Here is a 20,180-nt window from a genome sequence, read left to right as displayed (position 1 = left end):
TCACTGTTCTATAAAAAAGAACAAAACGATATTTTATATCTATTTTACTTAATTTAGCACCAGCGCCAAACTTAGCACAATCCAATTCAACAGGAAGTACTATGTTCGACTGGCTGACAATCTCCGGCATACGACCCGTGTTGCTGATACTGGTGGGAGTTCTGGCAATGGTGGTGCTGCGTTACTCGTGGCGCAACTTCCGTCTCGACCCACGCCGCAGTGTGTTTATGCGTTATATGACCTTGTGTCTGACCGCGGTGGTGGTATTGATCCTAAGCAACCACATGTTGCTGTTCTTTGCCGCCTGGGTGTCCATCAGCTTACTGCTGCATCAATTGCTGATGTTTTATCCGGAACGCGATCGTGCCGTACTGGCCGCGCACAAGAAATTCATTTTGGCGCGTTGCTCAGAAACCTTTTTAGGCATCGCTCTCGTGTTGGTGTACTGGCAAACCGGCACCGGCTATCTCGACGCCGCGCTGGCGAGCATTTCGCAGCAGCCGGTCGGTCTGCTGCAGCATGCCGCGGCGATCGCACTGGTGATGGCGGCGTTAATCAAGTGCGCGCAACTGCCGTTGCACGGCTGGCTGATCCAGGTGGTGGAAGCCCCCACGCCGGTGTCGGCACTGCTGCACGCCGGAATCATCAATTTGGGTGGACTGCTGCTGTTGGTCACCACCCCGGTCTGGAGTGTTTCCACCCCGGCCATCTGGCTGTTGTGTCTGGTTGCGGTGGTGTCGTGCTGTCTGGCGGCATTGATCATGGCCACCCGCATCAGCATCAAAGTACGTCTGGCCTGGTCGACCAGCGCCCAGATGGGTCTGATGTTGCTGGAAATAGGCCTGGGCTACTATGACCTGGCGCTGCTGCACCTGGTTGCCCACTCGGTATACAAAGCCCATGCGTTCCTGTCAGTCAGCGAAGTCGCTTATGTCAAACAATCCGAAGCGCGCTCGCTGCCGCGGGTGGTGGTGGTATTTTTCGGCTTTCAACTGGCGTGTCTCGGCGCCGCGCTGTTGCTGACCGGCTCGCCAAAGTGGCTGCCGTCGGCACTGCTGGCGATGGTGCTGGCAACCATATGGATGAACCTCAATCGCTGGGGATGGCGTCTGTTGTTGTCGCTGGCGCTGCTCAGTGCCTACGCGCTGTTGGTTTGGGCCGCCGGTAATGTGATGGACAATCGCAGCATTGACCTGGCTCTGGAGCTTGCCGTTGCCGGTATCGTTAATCTGTTTGCCATCAGTTACTGGTTAATCCATCACACCCCGCAGTACGCCATCAGCCAACGTTGGTTTATCAGCCTCAACGCCGGTTTGTATCTGGACGAGTGGCTGACCCGATTTGTGCTGTGGCTGTGGCCAAGCCATCCGATCCACTATTACCAGTCTCGCAATAACGTCGCGGTAAAAGGAAAGTTGTATGAGCAAACTCGCTAACCAGGCCCAGTTGGCGGTCGCCCGCGTGGCACCGCAGTGGCCGTTGCCACAATGGGTGGCGGTTAATCCGCTGTGGGAATACCGTCAGCAGCCATTAACGGAAGTTGCTGCGCAGTGGCGCTACTGCGGCAACGTCGCGCTGACCATGTCACCGGAGTTCTACCAGCAACACTATGAGCAGGGTGCTATCGAACCGGCGCTGGTGACGGATGACATGCGTCGTCAGCTAACTCAGTTGTCTGACACGCCGCGCTGGCAGAACATCAGCCATTTGGTGGATCGTTATCAGCAGCGCCGTCGCAAAATGCTCTGGCACGATGAAGTGGTGTTTCAGATCAGCCAAAGTTGCGGGCTGTTTATGCAGTTTCCCCGGCGCTTTCAGGGGCAGGGTAAGGACAGTTCGCTGTACCAGCATTGGTTGACCATTTCACGTGCTGACCGCGGTATTGAAACCCTGATGGACGAAGCAGACCTGAACGAATTGTTTGCCGAGCTACCGGACAGTCCCGACGCCTTATTTGAAGCCTGTGAGCAGCTCTGGTTTGGTAGCGCACCGAGCGCTGCCGCTGAACACTATTGCCAGGCGTTGATCATTGACGTGCTGGGCTGGGCTTCGGCACTCAGTTATCAGGATCGTCAGCACGGCAGCCAGTGGCTACTGGAACTGCTGGCCATCCGCATGGCCTGGGATTATCTGCTGTGGCAACTGGCGGATCGCACCAATCAGGCGGTGTTTGAACCCATTAAACAAGACTTTGAACAGCAACTGCGTGACAGTGATGACGCCGTTGCCGCCATCATTGCCCAGCAACAAAGCCTGTGGCAGTGGCAACGCGCCTATGAGCAATCACAGCTCAGTGCGCTTAAATTTAAGCCGGCGGCAGACGCCGACCGTAATGATTCGCCACAGTTGCAGGCTGTGTTCTGTATCGATGTGCGCTCGGATCGTTATCGCCGGGCATTGGCACAGGCCGGTCGTGAGCACGGAATGACGGTCAACAGCAAAGGCTTTGCCGGCTTTTTCGGGGTGCCGTTGGGACGTGAACAGGGCGACCAGCAAATACCACACGTACCGGGGTTGTTACAGCCAAGCTTTTTTGTCCGTCAGCAAAGCCCGGATAAATCCTTTAAAGATTTGCTGTCGCGCTCGTTTAACAGTCCGGCTTCTATGTTTACCGGCGTTGAGGCGCTGGGGCTGGCCAAACTCGGCGAGCTGTTAAAAGGCATTAAGGGCTCGCTCGATACCGCTCAGTTTGATGCCGATGCGGAGATTTATCACAACGGCCGCGCCGTTACCTGCGAGCAACTGGCCGAGCTATGCGCACAGGCGCTGACCGGCATGCAGTTTACGCAGTTTGCCGAGCACGTAGTGCTGGTCGGTCACGGCGCTAAACACAGCAACAACGCGCAACGGGCCGGAATGAACTGCGGTGCCTGCGGCGGCCAGACCGGCGCACTGAGTGCCCGGGTGTTGTGCCACTTACTGAATCAGTCGGCTATCCGCCAGCGCCTCAGTGAGCATGGCTTCGCCATTCCGCAGGCGACGCAATTTTACGCCGCGCTGCACGAAACCGTCACCGACGACATCGTCTGGTTGTCCGAAGATGTTCCGGCGCAGGTCAAACAAACCTTTGCCAGCGCATCGGCACAGTTACAGCAACAGCAACCGAACAGGGCTACGCGGGCCAATCACTGGGCGGAATTGAGACCCGAGTGGGGGCTGGCCGGTAACCAAGCGCTGTTTTTCGGCAACGCCGGGCGCTTAGCCGACGACGCGGTACAGGGGCGCAGCTTTCTGCACGACTACGATGAAGCATTAGACGCCGATGGTTCGCTGCTGACGGCGCTGCTGTCCGCACCGGGACTGGTTGCTAACTGGATTAACTGGCAATACTACACCGCCGTCACCGATCCGCAGCGCATGGGCAGCGGCAACAAGCTGTTGCACAACCGGGTGGCCAATGACATTGGCGTGTTCGAAGGCAACGGTGGTGATCTCCGCCTGGGGCTGGCGTGGCAATCGGTGCATGACGGCAGCGATTACGTGCACAAACCGGTGCGTCTGAGCGTCATTATTGAAGCGTCAGAACCCCGTATTCATAAAGCGCTGGCGCAAGCTGGTGACTTTAATCAACTGTATCAAAATCAATGGATTGACGTTTATCGACTCAACCCAAGAGGTGAGCTATGCCGACTACAACATCAGTAACGAGCCAGAAAACCGCTACGGAAACCACCTGTTTTCTGATGAAAGATTTGTACGACTGTGTGCGTAACCGGCCGTTTAATAAACCCTTTACGCTGGTGCATGAAGACGGCAGTGTGGATAAAGGGCTGAAAACCGAGCAGGAGATGAAAGAGGTGTTGTGGCAACGGCAAAATCCGTTTTTGCAGCGCCCGGTTACCTTTAAATGCTAGCGGATTTTACCCTTAGCGTTATAGGTCAGGCTGTCCTTTCTGGCACTGGAAAGGATGGTCTGTTTTAGCTGTTCAATGCTGTTAAGGGTGGACTGGACTACCCGTTCGTTAACCGCACTTTGATGTTTTACTGCAGCTAACTGCTGTTTAATATCGGCCACCTGTGCAGCGAGTTGCTCGTCGTCCTGCAACAGATTGGATTCAGGGTGCTCGCGTAATGCCGCATCCAGTTCGCTGACTTCAGCCAACTGCTGAGCTTTCTGCTCTGCCAGCTCCGCAACGCGGGCGTGTTGGCGTTCTACAATGGCTTGTAATTCCTGCTGTTGTGACACAGCAAGGGCATCTAGCGAGTCAGCCAGTTGTTGTAGAAGCTCGGGTACCGGTGTTGCAGTCGCTGACATTGATACTCCGTCGGCCTCGATTATTCGTCGCCGTTGGTCTGGCCACCGAACAGGTCGCCTTCAAATTCGGCCAGTTTCGACGCTAACCGCTCAACATCGACTTTATACGAGCCGCTTTCAATTTGCGCTTTGATACGGTCAACTTTGGCTTGATCGATGCCGCTGCTGCCCATTGCTTTTTCTTGTAAACGGCTCAGCTGCTGCGCTTCTGAGGTTAGTGACACCGAGTCACCGCCGCCACTTTTGGCGGGTGCCGGGCTGTTACCCGCGGTGCTACCTGCATCGACCTGACGGTTAGTCTTCGTGTCGATGTTGGTGTTTTTTAAACCGTTGTTGTTAATATTAATTGGCATATTGTCTCGCCTCGCTAGATAGAAGTTCTCGTGCCCTTATCGGCTCTTTGCGAGAAACCTTTAATTTTTTTGTGCACTTTCGTTGTTGCCGTTTACAGTTGTACCGTCACTTCGTTTAAACCGGTCACAACCGCTTCTAACGCCTTGTTAGAACGTACGTTTTCAACCGTCACCGACTCACCTTTAAGACCATCGGCCAGTGCCTTTCCGGTCGCGGTAATACGCAGTGACTTATTTTTCGCCACTATTGTAACCTTTTCCCCGGAACACACAAGACAGGTATCGCTCGCTTCAATCGGCTGACCCGAGCGGATGCGCTTTTTAATGCGTGCACCGATCAGGGCTTTAGCGTCGGTAAACACGTTCGAGCGAATGCGGTTGATGTCCACTTCGGTGGTGGTCAAATCCGCTTGGGTAACCAAATGGCCAGGCGACATTGGTACTGCCGCAGTAATCACCGGCTTATAGCGGTAAATTCGTACCGGCACATAGGTTCGCCAGGCGGTTGGCGCTGCGCATTGAATTTCGACGGTGGTGTAGCTGTCCAGGCCGGAATTAGACGCGAACCCGACTTCCGGTTTGGTCGCGCACTTTTTGGCCACCATGCGTGGGTCCAGATTGTTGGCGACGATATCTACCCGACCGTTATCCGGCTTAATCACCTGAGCCTGCACAAACTCATGTGCAAGCGACTGTAAAGCTTTATGATCAAAGCGCTGCGTCGGCTGGTCTTGATCATTCGCAAACGCATTTGAATGAACTATGATCAAAAACAAACTGATTAATAAGCTATTGCGTATTATCATAGTGTAATTCCACTAAGGTTTAATGGTTTTCTGCCGACACATCCTGTACAAAGGAAGAATGTGTAAAGCGTCAACTTTTTGTCGATGACGTCGCGGCACAATGAACGATTAATAACGAAGCAAAGAGTGTGCCAACAGGCAGGAATGCCACCCAGGGCATGCCAGTAAAGGAGCGAACATGGCCAGTATTCTGGACTCGGTGAATCAACGCACACAAATGGTCGGCCAAAACCGGTTAGAGCTGTTATTGTTCAGACTCTCCGGTAAACAGCGGTTTGGCATTAACGTGTTTAAAGTACGCGAAGTACTGCCATGCCCCAAGTTGACCGCCATGCCGCACCGCAATCGTCTGGTGCGGGGCATCGCTCACATTCGCGGTCAGGCCATTTCAATCATTGATTTAAGCATGGCGACCGGTGGTCCGGAAATTACCGATATTCACAACCGCTTCATTATTATTGCCGAGTACAACCGTACCGTGCAGGGCTTCTTGGTCGGCGGCGTTGACCGCATCATTAACATCAACTGGGAAGAAATCCTGCCGCCGCCGCGCGGTACCGGGCGGGATGCCTACCTGACCGCAGTCACCGAAATCGACAAAGAGCTGGTGGAAATCATCGACGTTGAGCGTATTCTTGCCGACATTACCCCGGTTAACAGCGACATCAGTGAGGAGGTCGCGAATCAGCCGATCAATGTTGCAAAAGACAACCTCACCATTCTAATTACCGATGACTCCGCCGTAGCCCGCGGACAAATCAAGCGGGCCTTGCAGTCCCTTGAAATACCGTTGGAAATTAAGAAAAACGGTAAAGAGGCTCTCGATTGGCTCAAAGAAAAAGCCAAAGAAGTCGACGGCGACGTGCATCCGCACGTACCGGTCATCGTTTCCGACGTGGAAATGCCGGTCATGGATGGCTACACGTTAACCGCAGAAATCAAAGCGGATCCCAAATTAGCAGGCGTTCATGTTATTCTGCACACATCATTAAGCGGTGTTTTTAATCAGGCCATGGTAAAAAAAGTTGGCGCAGACGATTTTATTGCCAAGTTCCATCCTGATGAGCTGGCAACTGCCGTTAAAAAATGGCTTAATGCAACAGCAGACATCGAAATTGAGTAACGGCAACTATGCCGTTGAATAACAAGAACAATGCAGTAGAGAAACGTGATCAATAAAGAACTCAGTCCGGCAGAATACCAGGAGTTTCGACAGTTTTTAGAGCATCAGTGCGGTATCGTACTGGGTGAAAATAAGTTGTATCTGGTTAAAAGTCGTCTCAGCCCGCTGATGACGAAGTTCAATATTGACTCGTTGTCTGAGCTGGTTAAAAAATCGATGAAAATCAGCGAGCGGGCACTGCGCGCCGCCGTCATCGATGCCATGACCACCAACGAAACCCTTTGGTTCCGGGACACGTATCCGTTTGAAATTTTGGCCAACCGGGTGTTACCGGAATTTAAGAATAACTCCGGCCCCGTCAAAATTTGGTCATCGGCCTGTTCATCCGGGCAGGAGCCGTATTCAATGGCGATGACTTACCTGGAGTACAAGGCCAAAAATCCCGGCGCCTTAAAAGGTGGTATCCGCATCACCGCCACCGATATTTCCAATAAAGTGCTGGAACAATGCGCCATCGGCGAGTACGACAGCCTTGCCATAGCCCGCGGCTTATCCGCCGAGCGGCAAAAGAAGTTTTTCACGGAAGGCAGCAAACCCGGCTCGATGAAGGTTAAAGACGACGTAAAAAACTTCGTCCAGTTCCGCCACCTCAATCTGCTCGACAGCTACGCGCTGCTCGGTAAATTCGACATTATCTTTTGCCGCAACGTGCTGATTTATTTTTCTGCTGACGTAAAGCGGAAAATTATTGCCCAATTCCGGCAATCGCTGAATCCCGGCGGTTATCTTTTCCTCGGCGCTTCTGAGTCCATCTCTGGCCTCACCGACGAATTTGAAATGATCCGCTGCAACCCGGGAATTATCTACAAAAGGCGCTGACGCGCCTTTCGCTTGGCGCCGCCACTGGCGGCTTGCTTGGCGGCCCCGCTTCGCTTGGCCTTGCTCGGCGTGTGCTACGCACACTTGCCAGGCGGGGCTATGCCCCTTGCGGTAGGTCGCGCCAGAGGCGCAAGCTACGGAGCCCAAGTTGGCACGATCTCTGCATCTTCTCCCACATCGAACCAACGGGAGACGAAAAAATGGCACTTTCCATGGACAAACTCATGGGCATTCAGCAATACACGCTGGGCGTACGCACTCAGCGTGCGGAGATGATTGCCAACAATATCGCTAACGCTGACACCCCCGGCTACAAAGCCAAAGGCCTTGATTTCCAGCAAGCGCTGAAACAAGCACAGCGGGGTATGGACAGCTATAAGTTAGCGCGTACCCACGAAAAACACTTCAACGTCGAAATCAAACCCACCGGACAAGAAAAATTCCGCGTACCCACGCAACCGGATACCGGTGACGGCAATACCGTTGATGTGCAGTTGGAACAAAACTTGTATGCACAAAACGCACTGGAATATGAAATGACCATGAACTTTCTTGATGGGCGGATCAGCTCTGTCAAAAAAGCCCTTGGTGGTGGTTCTGGAGCATAAGAGAGGTTTAAACAATGAGCCTGTTTAATATTTTCAACATCAGCGGTTCGGCAATGAGTGCGCAGTCAGTGCGCCTTAATACCACCGCCAGTAATTTGGCAAACGCCAACTCCGTGAGCAGCAGCGCGGATGAAACGTATCGCGCCCGCAACCCGGTATTTGCAACCGCGTTGGCGGATGCCGGCGGTAACTACCGTGGTGACAGCCTGACCAATCAAACCCAGGCCGGGCAAGCCGCTGGTGTCAAAGTAAAAGGCATTGTTGAAAGCCAAAAGCCGCTGCAAATCGAATACGCGCCCAATCATCCCATGGCCGATGCGAACGGTTACATTTACCGCTCAAACGTCAACACCATGGAAGAGATGGCCAACATGATTTCCGCTTCGCGTTCCTATCAGACCAACGTGCAAGTAGCGGATACCGCGAAAACCATGACCCAGCGTTTACTGCGCCTCGGTCAAGGCTAACAGGAGATAACCGATGGAAGGTGTAAGCAATAACTCCTACGTTGACCGTATGCGATGGAAGGAAGACGAGCAAGCTAAGTTTGAAGATCCATCCGAACGACAGCGTTTAGAGCAAGAAGACTTTTTTCAACTGTTAACACAGCAGTTGAATATGCAGGATCCGACAAAACCTGCGGACAACGATCAAATGATTGCGCAGATGACCAACTTTACCATGGCAGAAGGCATTTCGGAGTTATCGAAACAGTTTACCGAATTCACTCAGAACATGAATTCTAGCCAGGCCTTGCAGGCCTCAACGTTGGTCGGACGCAGTGTTTTGGTACCGACCAATAAAGCACACCTGGATGCCGGTGGCACGGCGTCGGGAATGATCGCCAGTCAGCAGTCAGCACAAAATGTGCGCATTTCCGTTAAGGACGAATCGGGCTCTGTGGTTCGTACCATTAACTTAGGTGATGTTGGGGCAGGCACAAAAGACTTCCAGTGGGATGGCCTGGACGAAGCCGGCAATCCTCTGCCTGAAGGCAAATATACGTTCACCGCCAATGCACGCATTGGTGATAGTAGCGAAGAGCTTCCGTTGCAAATGAAGGCCGCGGTTCAAAGCGTCAGTATGGGTGGTGAGCGCGGCATCGTGCTCAATCTTAAAGGCTTAGGTGGCATCAATTTTGCAGATGTTACGGAAATCAGTTAATCAGTGAGGTGATTTATGTCATTCAATATCGGTTTAAGCGGTATTAACGCGGCGCAAAAAGATTTAGATACCACCGCAAACAATATTTCTAACGTGCGTACAACCGGCTTTAAACAGTCGCGCGCGGAATTCGCGGATGTGTACGCGTCCAGTATTTTTAGCTCTAATAATGCGAAAGTGGGTGACGGTGCGCTAACCGCAACGGTAGCCCAGCAGTTTAGCCAGGGTACCTTAGAGTTTACCGACAACTCGCTGGATATGGCGATCAGCGGTAATGGCTTTTTTGCAACCACCAGCGAAATAGGTCAGCAGGACTTTACGTACACGCGTGCTGGTGCTTTCAAACTGAATAATGAGAGTTATATTGTTGATAATCAGGGCAACTATTTGCTGGGCTTCCCGGTTGATCGCAGCTCAGGTGCATTGCAGTCAACGAGTTTGGCAACTGCAACGCCTTTGCAAATTCCAGATTCAGCCGGTGCGCCATCGGCGACCAATAACCTTTATCAATCATTTAACCTGGATTCGCGCGCTCCGGGAGTGCCTGTGCCCGATCCAACCGCGACACCACCGGTTCCGGGTAACCCATTTAACCCTGAAGATCCCACGTCTTATACATCATCTACATCGTCAACGATTTATGATTCGTTGGGTGAATCTCACATTGTTACGACCTATTACGTTAAGCGTGACTCAAGCCAGCCAGGCATTCCAGAAAACTCCTGGGATGTGTACACCACGGTAGATAATAAGCCAGTAAATTTGGGTAATACCGGTACAGCGTTGCCTGGCGGCGTTGACAACCCAGATGGTGACCCGGTAGAGGGCTTCCGTATTCAGTTCGATGATTCCGGTAATCCGGTTGGGCCTATCGATGGCACAGGCCAAACCTTTGCAGAACAAACGTTTTCGTTAAGCGGTGTGTTAAGTAATGGTGCAGATCCGGGTCAACAAGTGAATATCTTCTTCCGTGATCGTAACGATGAAGATGGTGACTCAGTGCCTACACAGTTTGCTTCTGATTTTGAAGTGAATTTATTAGAACAAGACGGTAGTACCGTTGGACGCCTGACCAATCTGGACATTGGTGAAGACGGCTTGATCCAGGCCAGTTATTCGAATGGCGAAGTACAGTACCTGGGACAAGTTGCGATGACCCGATTTGCCAACGAGCAAGGACTGCGTCAGGTGGGTAACACCTCGTGGAAAGCAACTCGTGAGTCTGGCGAAGCTCTGGCTGGAGCCGCCAACTCGGGTACGTTTGGTGCGATCGAATCATCAGCTTTGGAAAACTCCAACGTTGACCTGACTAAAGAGCTAGTAGATCTGATTGCAAGCCAACGTAACTTCCAGGCCAACTCGCGTTCACTGGAAGTGAATAACACGCTGAACCAGACGATCCTGCAGATCCGGTAGAAACTTCGTTTGATTTAGGGGGCTTCGCCCGGGATAGAAACTTCGTTTGGGATAGCCGTGCGCAAGGAGCAAAGCTCCAAGCGCACGGCTTTTTTATTTTGCAAGCGAAGCGCCAAGCAAGTGGCCGAAGGCCACGCCAAGCAAAGCGCGGCGAAGCACGCGCTGCCCAGCAAGCAGGCGCAGCCTGCGCCTAGCACTACGAAGTTGGCACGATGTCTGCATATATCCGACCAAGACGACAAATTTTTGGCTGGAGGTCAGCGATGGACAAAATGCTTTGGATTGGAATGAGCGGCGCAAAAGAAAACATGAACGCCGTCGCCTTGCGCGCCAATAACCTGGCAAACGCCAACACCACAGGATTTAAAGCCGACTTACAACAAGCACGCTCCATGCAAGCGTTTGGCGAAGGCTTACCAACCCGCGTGTTCTCGATGACAGAAAGCCCGGGGCAAAACTTTGCCAGCGGCGCACTGCAAACCACCGGCCGTAATCTTGATGTTGCCATCCAGGGGCAGGGCTGGATGGCCGTACAAGACGAAAACGGCAACGAACGCTACACCCGCAACGGCAGTTTAGAAATCGGCCCCGACGGCATGTTGAAAAACGACCGCGGGCAGCCGGTTATGGGTGACGGTGGTCCCATTTTTATTCCGATGCCCGTTGATAACCTCACCATCGGAGCCAACGGCAATATATCCATTCGCCCGCAGGGGGCACCGGAAGACGCCATGGAGCTGGTTGACCGGATCAAACTGGTTAACCCACCCAACGGCAACATCAAAAAGACCAACGACGGTTTGTTTGAATTGAAAGACGGGCAAGAAGCCATCGCTGACGGTAATGTCAAACTAACGATTGGTGCGCTGGAAGGCAGTAACGTCAATGCCGTCGAAGAAATGACCCAAATGATCGCACTGCAGCGCCAGTACGAAATGAACGTAAAAATGATGAAAACCGCCGATGAAAACGCCCAGCGAGCTGAATCGCTGATGCGCATCAGCTAATTGGTCGGTAGAGGAGCAACACCATGAACCCAGCATTATGGATCAGTAAAACCGGACTGGACGCGCAGCAGCGCGACATCTCGGTTATCTCAAACAACCTGGCTAACGCCAGTACCGTGGGTTTCAAGAAAAGCCGCGCGGTGTTCGAAGATCTGCTGTATCAAAACATCAATCAGCCCGGTGGCCAATCAGCGCAAGACGTGGAATTGCCAAACGGTTTGATGATTGGTGCCGGTACCAAGGTGGTGGCCACGCAAAAATCACACACCCAGGGTAACGTACAAACTACCGACAACTCACTGGATGTGATGGTTTCTGGTAAAGGTTTTTTTCAGATCCTGATGCCTGACGGCACGGTTTCTTACACCCGCAATGGCCAGTTTTCATTAAATGAAGAAGGTCAGATGGTTACCTCTGGTAACGGTTACCCGCTGGAGCCGGCGATTCAGATCCCAGAAGATGCGATTTCGGTCAGCATTTCTCAGGAAGGCGAAGTAACCGTGCGACAGCCGGGCAATGCCGATAACGCGGTTGTCGGGCAAATCAACTTAGCCAGCTTTATCAATCCAGCCGGTTTAGAACCCATCGGCCAGAATCTGTATAAAGAAACCGCAGTCAGCGGTGCGCCGTTAGAGGCAGTGCCGGGCGTTGATGGCATGGGCACGACCATTCAGGGCGCACTGGAAAGTTCGAACGTTAACGTAACCGAAGAACTGGTTAACCTGATTGAGTCGCAACGGGGCTACGAGATGAACTCGAAAGTGATTTCGTCCGTCGACCAGATGCTCAGTTACATCAGTCAGCAGCTTTAAGATAAACGGAATAGGTGATGTTATGCGTATTGCAGCGTTAATTTTAGCAAGCCTGGTGATGGCCGGTTGTGCCTCGAACCAACCCAAGCCAATGCCGGATGATCCGATGTACGCACCGGTGTTACCCGAAGAACGGGCGCAACCGGTGGTACCGAACGGTTCCTTGTTTCAGGCGCAGTACGCTGACAGCTTGTACTCTGACATTAAAGCGCGCCGCTTAGGCGATATCATTACCGTTAGCTTGCAGGAACGCACCACCGCCAGTAAATCGTCATCGACCGAAACCACCAAAGACAGCAACACCGAATTGCCGTCGCCGCAGCTGTTTGGCCGCGACGTCAGCATCAACGGCAATCCGCTGTCGGCCAGTTTTGGCGGCACCCGTTCGTTCAGCGGTGAAGGCGATGCCGATCAAAGCAACCAGCTGAACGGCGAAATCACCGTTACCGTGATAAAAACCTTGGCTAACGGCAACCTGATTGTGCGTGGCGAAAAGTGGATGCGGATTAACACCGGCGATGAATACATCCGCCTGACCGGCATGATTCGGCCGCAGGACATCAGCGCCGACAACACCATTCCGTCAACTCGGGTAGCCAACGCGCGGATCGAATACAGCGGTACCGGCTCCCTTGCCAACGTGCAGGAACAAGGTTGGTTAACACGCTTCTTTAACAGCCCCATCTGGCCGTTCTAACGGAGACCCGAACGATGTTACGTTGCATAAAGTTTGTCGTCATTGCAGTGAGTCTGGTGTCCCTGGTATTACCGGCACAGGCTTCTCGCATTAAAGACATCGCCTCGGTAGAAGGCATTCGTGATAACCAACTGGTTGGCTACGGCCTGGTTGTGGGTCTGCCCGGCACCGGTGAACAGACGCCGTTTACCGACCAGACCTTCCGCACCATGCTCGGTAACTTTGGTATCAATATACCGGCCGGCGAGCGGCCAAAAATCAACAACGTCGCCGCGGTAGCCGTCACCGCCGACATTCCGCCGTTCGCGAAGCCCGGTCAAAAGATTGACGTCACGGTATCCTCGGTGGGCAGCGCCGACAGTCTGACCGGCGGCACCCTGATGCAAACTTTTTTGAAGGGCGCTAACGGCGAAGTCTATGCGGTCGCGCAGGGTAACCTGATTGTCGGAGGCCTTGGTGCTGAAGGCAACGACGGCTCACGGATTGTGATTAATACCCCGACCGTTGGCCGCATCCCCGGCGGTGCCACCGTTGAGCGGGAAATCCGCACTTCTTTTGGCAGCGGCGACTACTTTACTTTTAACCTGCATCAGTCCGATTTCACCACCGCCAAACGCGTCGCTGAAACCATCAACGGTTTGGTCGGTGAGGGCACAGCACAACCGCTGGATGCCACCTCAATTCGGGTTCGTGCACCACGGGATCTGGGCCAACGCGTCAGCTACATGTCGACATTAGAAAACCTCGAAGTGGAACAGGCTCAGGGGGCCGCAAAAATTATTGTTAACGCCCGCACCGGCACCGTCGTGGTCGGACAAAACGTTGAACTGCGCCCGGCCGCCGTCGCCCACGGTAATATGCAGGTGACCATTGCCGAAAACGTCCAAGTCGATCAGCCGAACCCGTTCGGCGACGGCGAAACCGTGGTGACCCCACAAAGCATCATCGATGTGCAGCAGGATGATGCCCGCATGTTCGTGTTCGAACCCGGCACCACATTGAACGACCTGGTACGGGCGGTAAACCAAATCGGCGCCGCACCGGGCGACATGATTGCGGTGTTAGAAGCATTGAAGCAAGCAGGAGCGATTTCCGGTGAGCTCATCGTTATTTAATACCAATGGTTTAGATCATGCCGTTGGCATGAATGGTCTAGACCGTGCCTTCGGTGGCGGTGGTGTAGGTCGCGCCTCTGGCGCGACGGGTGCGGTGCTGGACAACCACTCGCTGGACGCGCTGCGTAAAGAAGCGTTCGGCGACAATAAAGAACAGGCGCTGCGCGCTGCGGCACAGCAGTTTGAAGCCATATTTTTGAACATGGTGCTTGGCAGCATGCGTAAAGCCAACGACGTGTTTGCCGAAGGTAATATGCTCAACAGCCGCTACGGCAATATGTATCGTGATATGTATGACCAGCAGTTGACCTCGGAATTGTCCTCGCAAGGCTCACTGGGGCTGGCCGATTTGATGGTCAAACAATTAAGCGTTCAGGCCGGCCTGAACGACGCCCAGCGTTACGGTGCCAATTTAGGCGAAGCGCGCATGGCAAGTAATCCGAAAAGTCATGAACCGGTTGCAACACAAACCCTGTCCGATCAGGGCGGTATCGATGCCGGCTTATATTATGGTAACCAGCGCGTTAACACGGCTAAGCTTAACGACAGCGAAGCGCGGTTTACTACACCGCAGGATTTTATTGACGCGATCAAACCGCACGCCGAAAAAGTGGCGGCAGAGCACGGTCTTAATGCCGATGTTCTGGTGGCTCAGGCGGCACTGGAAACGGGCTGGGGCCAGCGTTTAATCCCTGGCCGCCACGGTGGTTCGAGTAACAATTTATTTAATATCAAAGCCGATCAGCGCTGGAACGGCGAAAAGTCGCATGTCGCGACATTGGAATTTGACGGCGACGTGGCGAAAAAAGAACGCGCTGCCTTCCGCAGTTACCAAAATGTGGAACAAAGCTTGCAGGACTACGTTGAGTTTATTAAAGGGCATCCGCGCTATCAGCAGGCACTGCAAGTAGCGGATAAACCGGTAGAGTACGCGCGCCAACTGCAACAAGCCGGCTACGCCACCGACCCGCTGTACGCGGATAAGATCCAGGCCGTAATGAACCGCCTAACACCGTAGCTTGCGGCTTCGGCGCAAGAAATAACAAAACCGGCAATCTTTTGCCGCAGGTGGCTAAACTTTAGCCAGCGTTGGTCGATAACACAGGTAGCCGGTGTATCGGCCAGCAGTAAACGGAGAGTTGATCCATGAGTTTTGACTTATTAGAAGCAGGTAAACGCGCCGTATTGGCACACCAGCAAAGCCTGCAGACCACAGGTCGCAACATCAATAATGTCAATAACGACACTTATGTGCGTGAACGCACCAACTATGTCACCAACGAATACGGGGTCATCGAGGGCACACGTACCGAACGCATGATCAACTCCTTTATTAATAAGCAGCTAAATCGTGACATCTCCCGCGTTGAATTTAACACCGCTAAGTTGGAACAGGCAGAGCAACTGGATAAGTTATTGGGCAACCGAGATACGAATGTTGCCTCGGCGGTCGAGAGCTTTTTTAATGCGATGCAAGATGCGAACAGCGATCCAAGTTCGATTACCGCACGACAAATTGTGATCACCGAAGCAGAAGGTCTCGCCACCCAATTTAATAGTTTTGGCGGCTTTTTAAATGATCAGGAAGACATTATTAACCAACGCCTGAGTACCTCAACTGAGCAGATCAACTCCATTACTGAAAATTTAGCCGAGTTAAATATTCAATTACAATACGGAAACTCCGAAAACAAGCAGTCCGATGTTAATTCGTTGATGAATCAACGAGATGCTGAATTACGTAAATTGGCTGAACTGGTGCAGTTCCAGACTGTTGAGCATGACTCAGGCGCCATCTCCGTAAATATGGCCAACGGCACCCCGCTGGTGCTGGAAAACGGAAAATTTAATACCCTGGTGGCCAGTCAAAAACCTGACACTGGGCGGTTACAATTGTTCGTTGAGAGCCAGACTAAATCGCAAAACGAAACCCGTTACCCAGTCCGCGACGAAGATGTAGGAGGAGCGGTTGGCGGTTATCTGGACTACCGTGACAATGTATTGTTACCGGCGCAAAAGAAGCTGGGTCAGTTGGCCGTGCGAGTGGCCGATGCCTTGAATACGCAAAATCAGAAAGGTATGGATTTAGATAACCAACTTGGCGCTAAGATTTTTGACCTGAGCGACACCAAAGTAACGGGCTTGGGCTTCAGTAACAATAGTGGTAGCGGCGAGATCAGCATGTCGGTACTCGAAGGTAATAGCGAACAATTTGGCTCTGAAAACTTACTGGTGAAAAAAATCAGTGCCACAGAATATACCGTGCAAGCCGCTGACGAAAATGGCGCTGCGTTGCAAGATTCACCCGCCATTACGATAGATGCCAGTGCTGGCGCGGGTGACTATGAGGTTCCGGAATATGGGGTGATGCTGTCGATTGATAATGCCGGCGCTGCTGTTGGCGACCAGTTTTTGACCAAGCCAGCAGAAGAAGCCGCGCTGAATATTCAAACGCAAATGACACGCCCACAAGACTTGGCTTTAGCGTCGCCGGTGCGATTGGTGGCGACATCGGATAACGAGGGCGTTGCTGAACTGGAGCTTTCTGCATTAAACGAACCTGGTGCGTTCTACAACGGCAATGCACTGGATAATGATGCACCGCAACGTATTGAATTTTCAGAGAATGCTGATGGCAGCTTTGATATCACTGTGCTCGATGGTGACGGAGACACGTTTGGTACAATTACCAATACCAATGATTTTGAAAACATCATTAGCCGAGCCAGTGGCGGCGATGTCGATTACGATGTGACTCTGGACGGTACACCGGTTGACGGTGACAGTTTTAGCATTCAGTACAATACGGATGGTATCAACGACAACCGTAACGGCCAGTTACTAACCGATCTGCAGCGTGAGAACACCGTGCGCCGCTCGGTCATCGACAGCGAAGAGCCAACCCTGAGCTTTAATGAGAGCTTCGCCCGTATCGTGTCGGAAGTGGGCAGTAAAGTAAGTCAAACGCGAATTTCTCAGGAAACCGCAGAAGCCATAAAGTCACAGACCGAAACCGCCTACGAGTCAGTTTCCGGAGTGAACCTGGAAGAAGAGGCGGCTAACCTAATTCAATTTGAGCAGGCTTATAACGCCAGCGCACGGATCATCACCGTAGCGCAGACGACCTTTGATACCCTGCTGCAGTCAACGAGGTAATTATGCGCTTAAGTACAAACCTCTATTACAAACAGACATTAGATAACCTGCTCCGTACCCAAGAGCGGGTTAACGTCGTGCAGGAAAAGCTGACCAAACAAACTAATATTCTGACGCCGGCGGATGACCCCATTGGTAATACTCAAGTATTGTCACTGAATGAGAAGATCTCACAAAACGAGCAGTTTGCGCGTAACTCAAACTTTTTAGAAAATTCGTTAAAGCGCGAAGAGAGTGTGCTCGGCAATATCAACCTGTCATTGAACCGTGCGCGGCAGTTGGCGGTGCAGGCGGGGAATGGAGTGAACTCAGAGCAGGACTACAAAGCGATAGGGCAGGAATTGGCGGCTATCGAACAAGAAGTGTTTGATTTAATGAATACCCGTGATGAAGGCGGGAACTTTATTTTTGGCGGCTTTCAGCATCGCAACCAACCATTTGAGTACGACCCGACCACCAAGTCCTATTCGTACCAGAACGACGATGGCCAACGCACGATACAAATATCGCCAACATTGAAACTTGCTGCTGGCGATCCCGGCAGTAACGTTTTTGGTTTGGTATCCAAGCGCACGAACGTGACCCTACAGAGCGATACGATAGGTGTCGGAAGTGTCGGCGTGCCCAATCGCAAGGAATTTTTAGAACTATCGGAAGAATTATACGATCCGGCCACGCCAGCGAATAATTTTGTGCGGCTCGAGTTCACCAGTCCGACCACCTTTAACGTGGTTGATGCCGCCGGTAACCCTGCGGGTGATCCCCCATTGACCGGGCAAACCTTTACACCTGGCAGTCCAATCGAAGTGGCAGGGATGGAAATTGAATACTCCGGCAGCCCAGCGGCTGGTGATTCGGTGCAAGTGGGGTTTGATCAGCCGGTCGAGCGCAATGTCGCTACCGTCATCGGCGATTTAGCCCGTACCCTGCAAAATTCAGCCGGCTTGTCAGAAGTCGAAATTCAAAACCAAATCGGCTTCGCGCTGGATGACTTGTCTGCCGCCAACGATCAAATATTATCCGCGCGTTCCGGCGTGGGAGCGCGCATCAATGTAATGGAAAACGCCAACAACAGTAACGCGGATTTTCAGGTAGTAAACAAGGAAACTCGCGCCTCAATAGAGGATATCGACTGGGCGACGGCGATTACGGATCTGACCAAGTCAGAAACAATTTTGGAAGCATCACGGCAAATTTTTAGTCGGGTTAGCGGGTTAAGCCTGTTTGACTATTTGCGCTAAAAAATTTCAAAAAATATTAAAGGTTACTTGGTAACCGCCGATACAGAAATTAACCAAGATAATGAAACAGTTTTAGCTAACATCGCCTGGAGGCAATCATGGCTTTATATGTAAACACTAACGTATCTTCTTTGAACGCCCAGCGTCAATTGATGACATCAGGTAACGGCCTGGACACAGCATTCCAACGTTTGTCTTCAGGCTTCCGTATTAACAGTGCAGCGGATGATGCTGCGGGTTTGCAGATTGCGAGTCGGATGACCTCTCAAATTCAGGGTCTTGATCAGGCGGTTCGAAATGCCAACGATGGTATTTCTGTTGCGCAGACCGCGGAAGGTGCGCTGCAGGAAGTAACCGATTCTTTACAACGGATTCGCCAGTTGGCTGTGCAATCACAAAATGGTGTCAATACACAAGCAGATAGAGATGCATTACAGAAAGAAGTTTCGGCGCTTAAAACTGAAATCACTCGAGTGGCAGAAAACACCCAGTTTGCCGGTAAGAATTTGTTGACAGGTTCCTACAATGAAAACTTCTTAGTTGGTGCTGAATCAGGTCAAAACATTAACGTCGCAATCAGTGGGGTTGGTGGTGCCGGTTTTACCGCTGCAGCTTTGAGCATTGACACTCTATCGATATCAAGTGTGGGCGATGCATCTTCAGCAATCACAACCTTGGATACGGCTATTGCGAACGTTAATGATACACGTGCTGACTTGGGTGCAGTTCAAAATCGCTTTCAGTCAACTATTCGAAACTTAAGTAATATTTCTGAAAATGTGACAGGAGCGCGGTCACGTATTCAAGATACAGACTTTGCTGCTGAAACGGCAAATCTAACTAAATTCCAGATTCGCCAACAGGCTAGTACAACTATTCTTGCGCAGGCGAACCAACGTCCACAAGCAGCACTTTCACTGTTGGGTGGTTAGTCCTTTCGTCAAAAAACACCTTGAACAAAGAGGCCACTCTGGACAGAGTGGCTTTTTTGTTTTCAACTATAAGAAAAGGAGGTTGCGATGTCGAACACTAATTATACAGAAATGATGAAGTGCTTAAGCGAGGATGCGGTTAATTTCGTGGAATCTGAATTTGGTTTGAAGCTTGATTTTTCCGTCGATAGCATACAATTCATTGATAACGTGATATCTCAATTAAAACTAAAATTTGCTGAACAGCTTAGTGACGATAAGTTGGTTTTTACATTGTCTAATATGCTAGGCGCCTACTGTGGGGAAGTGTTTAAACAGCATATAGGAGGGGCTTGGTTAGTTGTTGAAGAGTCCGAAGGACAGCACCAGTGTTTTGTCGAGCATGGTGGTAAAACGTTCCCGTTCGCCGGTATTGTCTACATCAATCTGACTTCCGAACGCAATAAATCCGTTTCGGAATACTTTGCGTTAGCGGCAGAACCGTTTCTAGTTAATTAGAAATAGAGAAAGCATTGATCATGAAAAAAATTGCCGCTTTTTTATAAAAATTATTAAAGAGCGGCAAAGAGTTGCCGATAGCTTGTATGAGATACCTTTTTCTCTAATACTGGAGGAT

The 20,180-nt window shown here is 51.7% G+C and carries 21 protein-coding genes; 18 read left to right on the top strand and 3 right to left on the bottom strand.

Annotated elements, in window-relative coordinates; genetic code table 11:
• Nucleotides 1-101: 101 nt before the first annotated feature.
• Genes CWE23_RS03410 through CWE23_RS03400 form a run of 3 tightly spaced genes read left to right on the top strand, consistent with a single transcriptional unit; the run spans nt 102 to nt 3,854 of the window.
• Nucleotides 102-1,436: an NADH-quinone oxidoreductase subunit L gene (locus CWE23_RS03410; protein ID WP_105305812.1), complete on the top strand. Its 1,335-nt coding sequence runs from the start codon at nt 102-104 to the stop codon at nt 1,434-1,436.
• A complete protein-coding gene (locus CWE23_RS03405) occupies nt 1,420-3,645 on the top strand; it encodes a putative inorganic carbon transporter subunit DabA (protein WP_126819478.1) in 2,226 nt (741 codons plus the stop codon). The genes CWE23_RS03410 and CWE23_RS03405 overlap by 17 nt, the downstream gene beginning before the upstream one ends.
• Nucleotides 3,624-3,854 (top strand): hypothetical protein, encoded by a 231-nt coding sequence (locus CWE23_RS03400; protein WP_126819477.1) that lies wholly within the window; start codon nt 3,624-3,626, stop codon nt 3,852-3,854. Before CWE23_RS03405 ends, CWE23_RS03400 begins: the two co-directional genes overlap by 22 nt.
• On the opposite strand, the gene flgN is transcribed toward CWE23_RS03400, so the two are convergent.
• The 3 genes from flgN to flgA form a co-directional block, all read right to left on the bottom strand.
• Nucleotides 3,851-4,255, bottom strand: a complete 405-nt coding sequence (flgN, locus tag CWE23_RS03395) for a flagellar export chaperone FlgN (protein WP_126819476.1) — start codon at nt 4,253-4,255, stop codon at nt 3,851-3,853. The two genes, CWE23_RS03400 and flgN, sit on opposite strands and share 4 nt — an antisense overlap.
• A 20-nt stretch (nt 4,256-4,275) precedes the next feature.
• A complete protein-coding gene (flgM, locus tag CWE23_RS03390) occupies nt 4,276-4,608 on the bottom strand; it encodes a flagellar biosynthesis anti-sigma factor FlgM (protein ID WP_105305816.1) in 333 nt (110 codons plus the stop codon).
• A gap of 92 nt (nt 4,609-4,700) precedes the next feature.
• Nucleotides 4,701-5,414 (bottom strand): flagellar basal body P-ring formation chaperone FlgA, encoded by a 714-nt coding sequence (flgA, locus tag CWE23_RS03385; protein WP_126819475.1) that lies wholly within the window; start codon nt 5,412-5,414, stop codon nt 4,701-4,703.
• Between the two features lie 178 nt (nt 5,415-5,592).
• Here flgA and CWE23_RS03380 point away from each other — a divergent pair, with 178 nt between their 5' ends.
• The 15 genes from CWE23_RS03380 to CWE23_RS03310 all read left to right on the top strand — a co-directional run bounded on the left by CWE23_RS03380 (nt 5,593) and on the right by CWE23_RS03310 (nt 20,062).
• Nucleotides 5,593-6,537, top strand: a complete 945-nt coding sequence (locus CWE23_RS03380; protein ID WP_105305818.1) for a chemotaxis protein CheV — start codon at nt 5,593-5,595, stop codon at nt 6,535-6,537.
• A 45-nt stretch (nt 6,538-6,582) separates the two neighbouring features.
• Nucleotides 6,583-7,416 (top strand): CheR family methyltransferase, encoded by an 834-nt coding sequence (locus CWE23_RS03375; RefSeq protein WP_126819474.1) that lies wholly within the window; start codon nt 6,583-6,585, stop codon nt 7,414-7,416.
• 200 nt (nt 7,417-7,616) lie between these two features.
• Complete coding sequence (gene flgB, locus CWE23_RS03370; RefSeq protein ID WP_126819473.1) at nt 7,617-8,024, top strand: flagellar basal body rod protein FlgB; 408 nt, start codon at nt 7,617-7,619, stop codon at nt 8,022-8,024.
• 14 nt (nt 8,025-8,038) lie between these two features.
• Nucleotides 8,039-8,491, top strand: a complete 453-nt coding sequence (flgC, locus tag CWE23_RS03365) for a flagellar basal body rod protein FlgC (protein WP_126819472.1) — start codon at nt 8,039-8,041, stop codon at nt 8,489-8,491.
• Between the two features lie 13 nt (nt 8,492-8,504).
• Entirely contained in the window at nt 8,505-9,188 is a 684-nt protein-coding gene (locus CWE23_RS03360) for a flagellar hook assembly protein FlgD (RefSeq protein ID WP_126819471.1), read from the top strand.
• Nucleotides 9,189-9,203: 15 nt separating this feature from the next.
• Nucleotides 9,204-10,604 (top strand): flagellar hook protein FlgE, encoded by a 1,401-nt coding sequence (flgE, locus tag CWE23_RS03355; RefSeq protein ID WP_126819470.1) that lies wholly within the window; start codon nt 9,204-9,206, stop codon nt 10,602-10,604.
• A 263-nt stretch (nt 10,605-10,867) separates the two neighbouring features.
• Nucleotides 10,868-11,611 carry a flagellar basal-body rod protein FlgF gene (gene flgF / locus CWE23_RS03350; RefSeq protein WP_126819469.1) on the top strand — a complete coding sequence of 248 codons (744 nt, stop codon included), beginning with the start codon at nt 10,868-10,870 and terminating at the stop codon, nt 11,609-11,611.
• 23 nt (nt 11,612-11,634) lie between these two features.
• Nucleotides 11,635-12,423: a flagellar basal-body rod protein FlgG gene (gene flgG / locus CWE23_RS03345; protein ID WP_126819468.1), complete on the top strand. Its 789-nt coding sequence runs from the start codon at nt 11,635-11,637 to the stop codon at nt 12,421-12,423.
• A 22-nt stretch (nt 12,424-12,445) separates the two neighbouring features.
• Nucleotides 12,446-13,120 carry a flagellar basal body L-ring protein FlgH gene (gene flgH / locus CWE23_RS03340; protein ID WP_126819467.1) on the top strand — a complete coding sequence of 225 codons (675 nt, stop codon included), beginning with the start codon at nt 12,446-12,448 and terminating at the stop codon, nt 13,118-13,120.
• Nucleotides 13,121-13,134: 14 nt separating this feature from the next.
• Nucleotides 13,135-14,235 carry a flagellar basal body P-ring protein FlgI gene (locus tag CWE23_RS03335; RefSeq protein ID WP_126819466.1) on the top strand — a complete coding sequence of 367 codons (1,101 nt, stop codon included), beginning with the start codon at nt 13,135-13,137 and terminating at the stop codon, nt 14,233-14,235.
• Nucleotides 14,216-15,253, top strand: a complete 1,038-nt coding sequence (gene flgJ, locus CWE23_RS03330; RefSeq protein WP_241970517.1) for a flagellar assembly peptidoglycan hydrolase FlgJ — start codon at nt 14,216-14,218, stop codon at nt 15,251-15,253. Before CWE23_RS03335 ends, flgJ begins: the two co-directional genes overlap by 20 nt.
• A gap of 128 nt (nt 15,254-15,381) precedes the next feature.
• A complete protein-coding gene (locus CWE23_RS03325; protein ID WP_126819465.1) occupies nt 15,382-17,391 on the top strand; it encodes a FlgK family flagellar hook-associated protein in 2,010 nt (669 codons plus the stop codon).
• 2 nt (nt 17,392-17,393) lie between these two features.
• Nucleotides 17,394-18,632, top strand: coding sequence for a flagellar hook-associated protein FlgL (gene flgL / locus CWE23_RS03320; RefSeq protein ID WP_126819464.1), 1,239 nt, complete (start codon nt 17,394-17,396; stop codon nt 18,630-18,632).
• Nucleotides 18,633-18,730: 98 nt separating this feature from the next.
• The gene (locus CWE23_RS03315) at nt 18,731-19,564 is read left to right on the top strand and encodes a flagellin domain-containing protein (RefSeq protein WP_126819463.1); all 834 of its coding nucleotides are present in this window, start codon (nt 18,731-18,733) and stop codon (nt 19,562-19,564) included.
• A gap of 87 nt (nt 19,565-19,651) precedes the next feature.
• Nucleotides 19,652-20,062: a hypothetical protein gene (locus CWE23_RS03310; RefSeq protein WP_126819461.1), complete on the top strand. Its 411-nt coding sequence runs from the start codon at nt 19,652-19,654 to the stop codon at nt 20,060-20,062.
• The last annotated feature ends 118 nt before the right edge of the window (nt 20,063-20,180 follow it).

This window comes from Idiomarina aquatica (assembly GCF_003987185.1).
GTDB lineage: Bacteria > Pseudomonadota > Gammaproteobacteria > Enterobacterales > Alteromonadaceae > Idiomarina > Idiomarina aquatica.
Note: the sequence above shows the minus strand (reverse complement) of the source record. Positions and strands in the feature narration are given on the sequence as shown.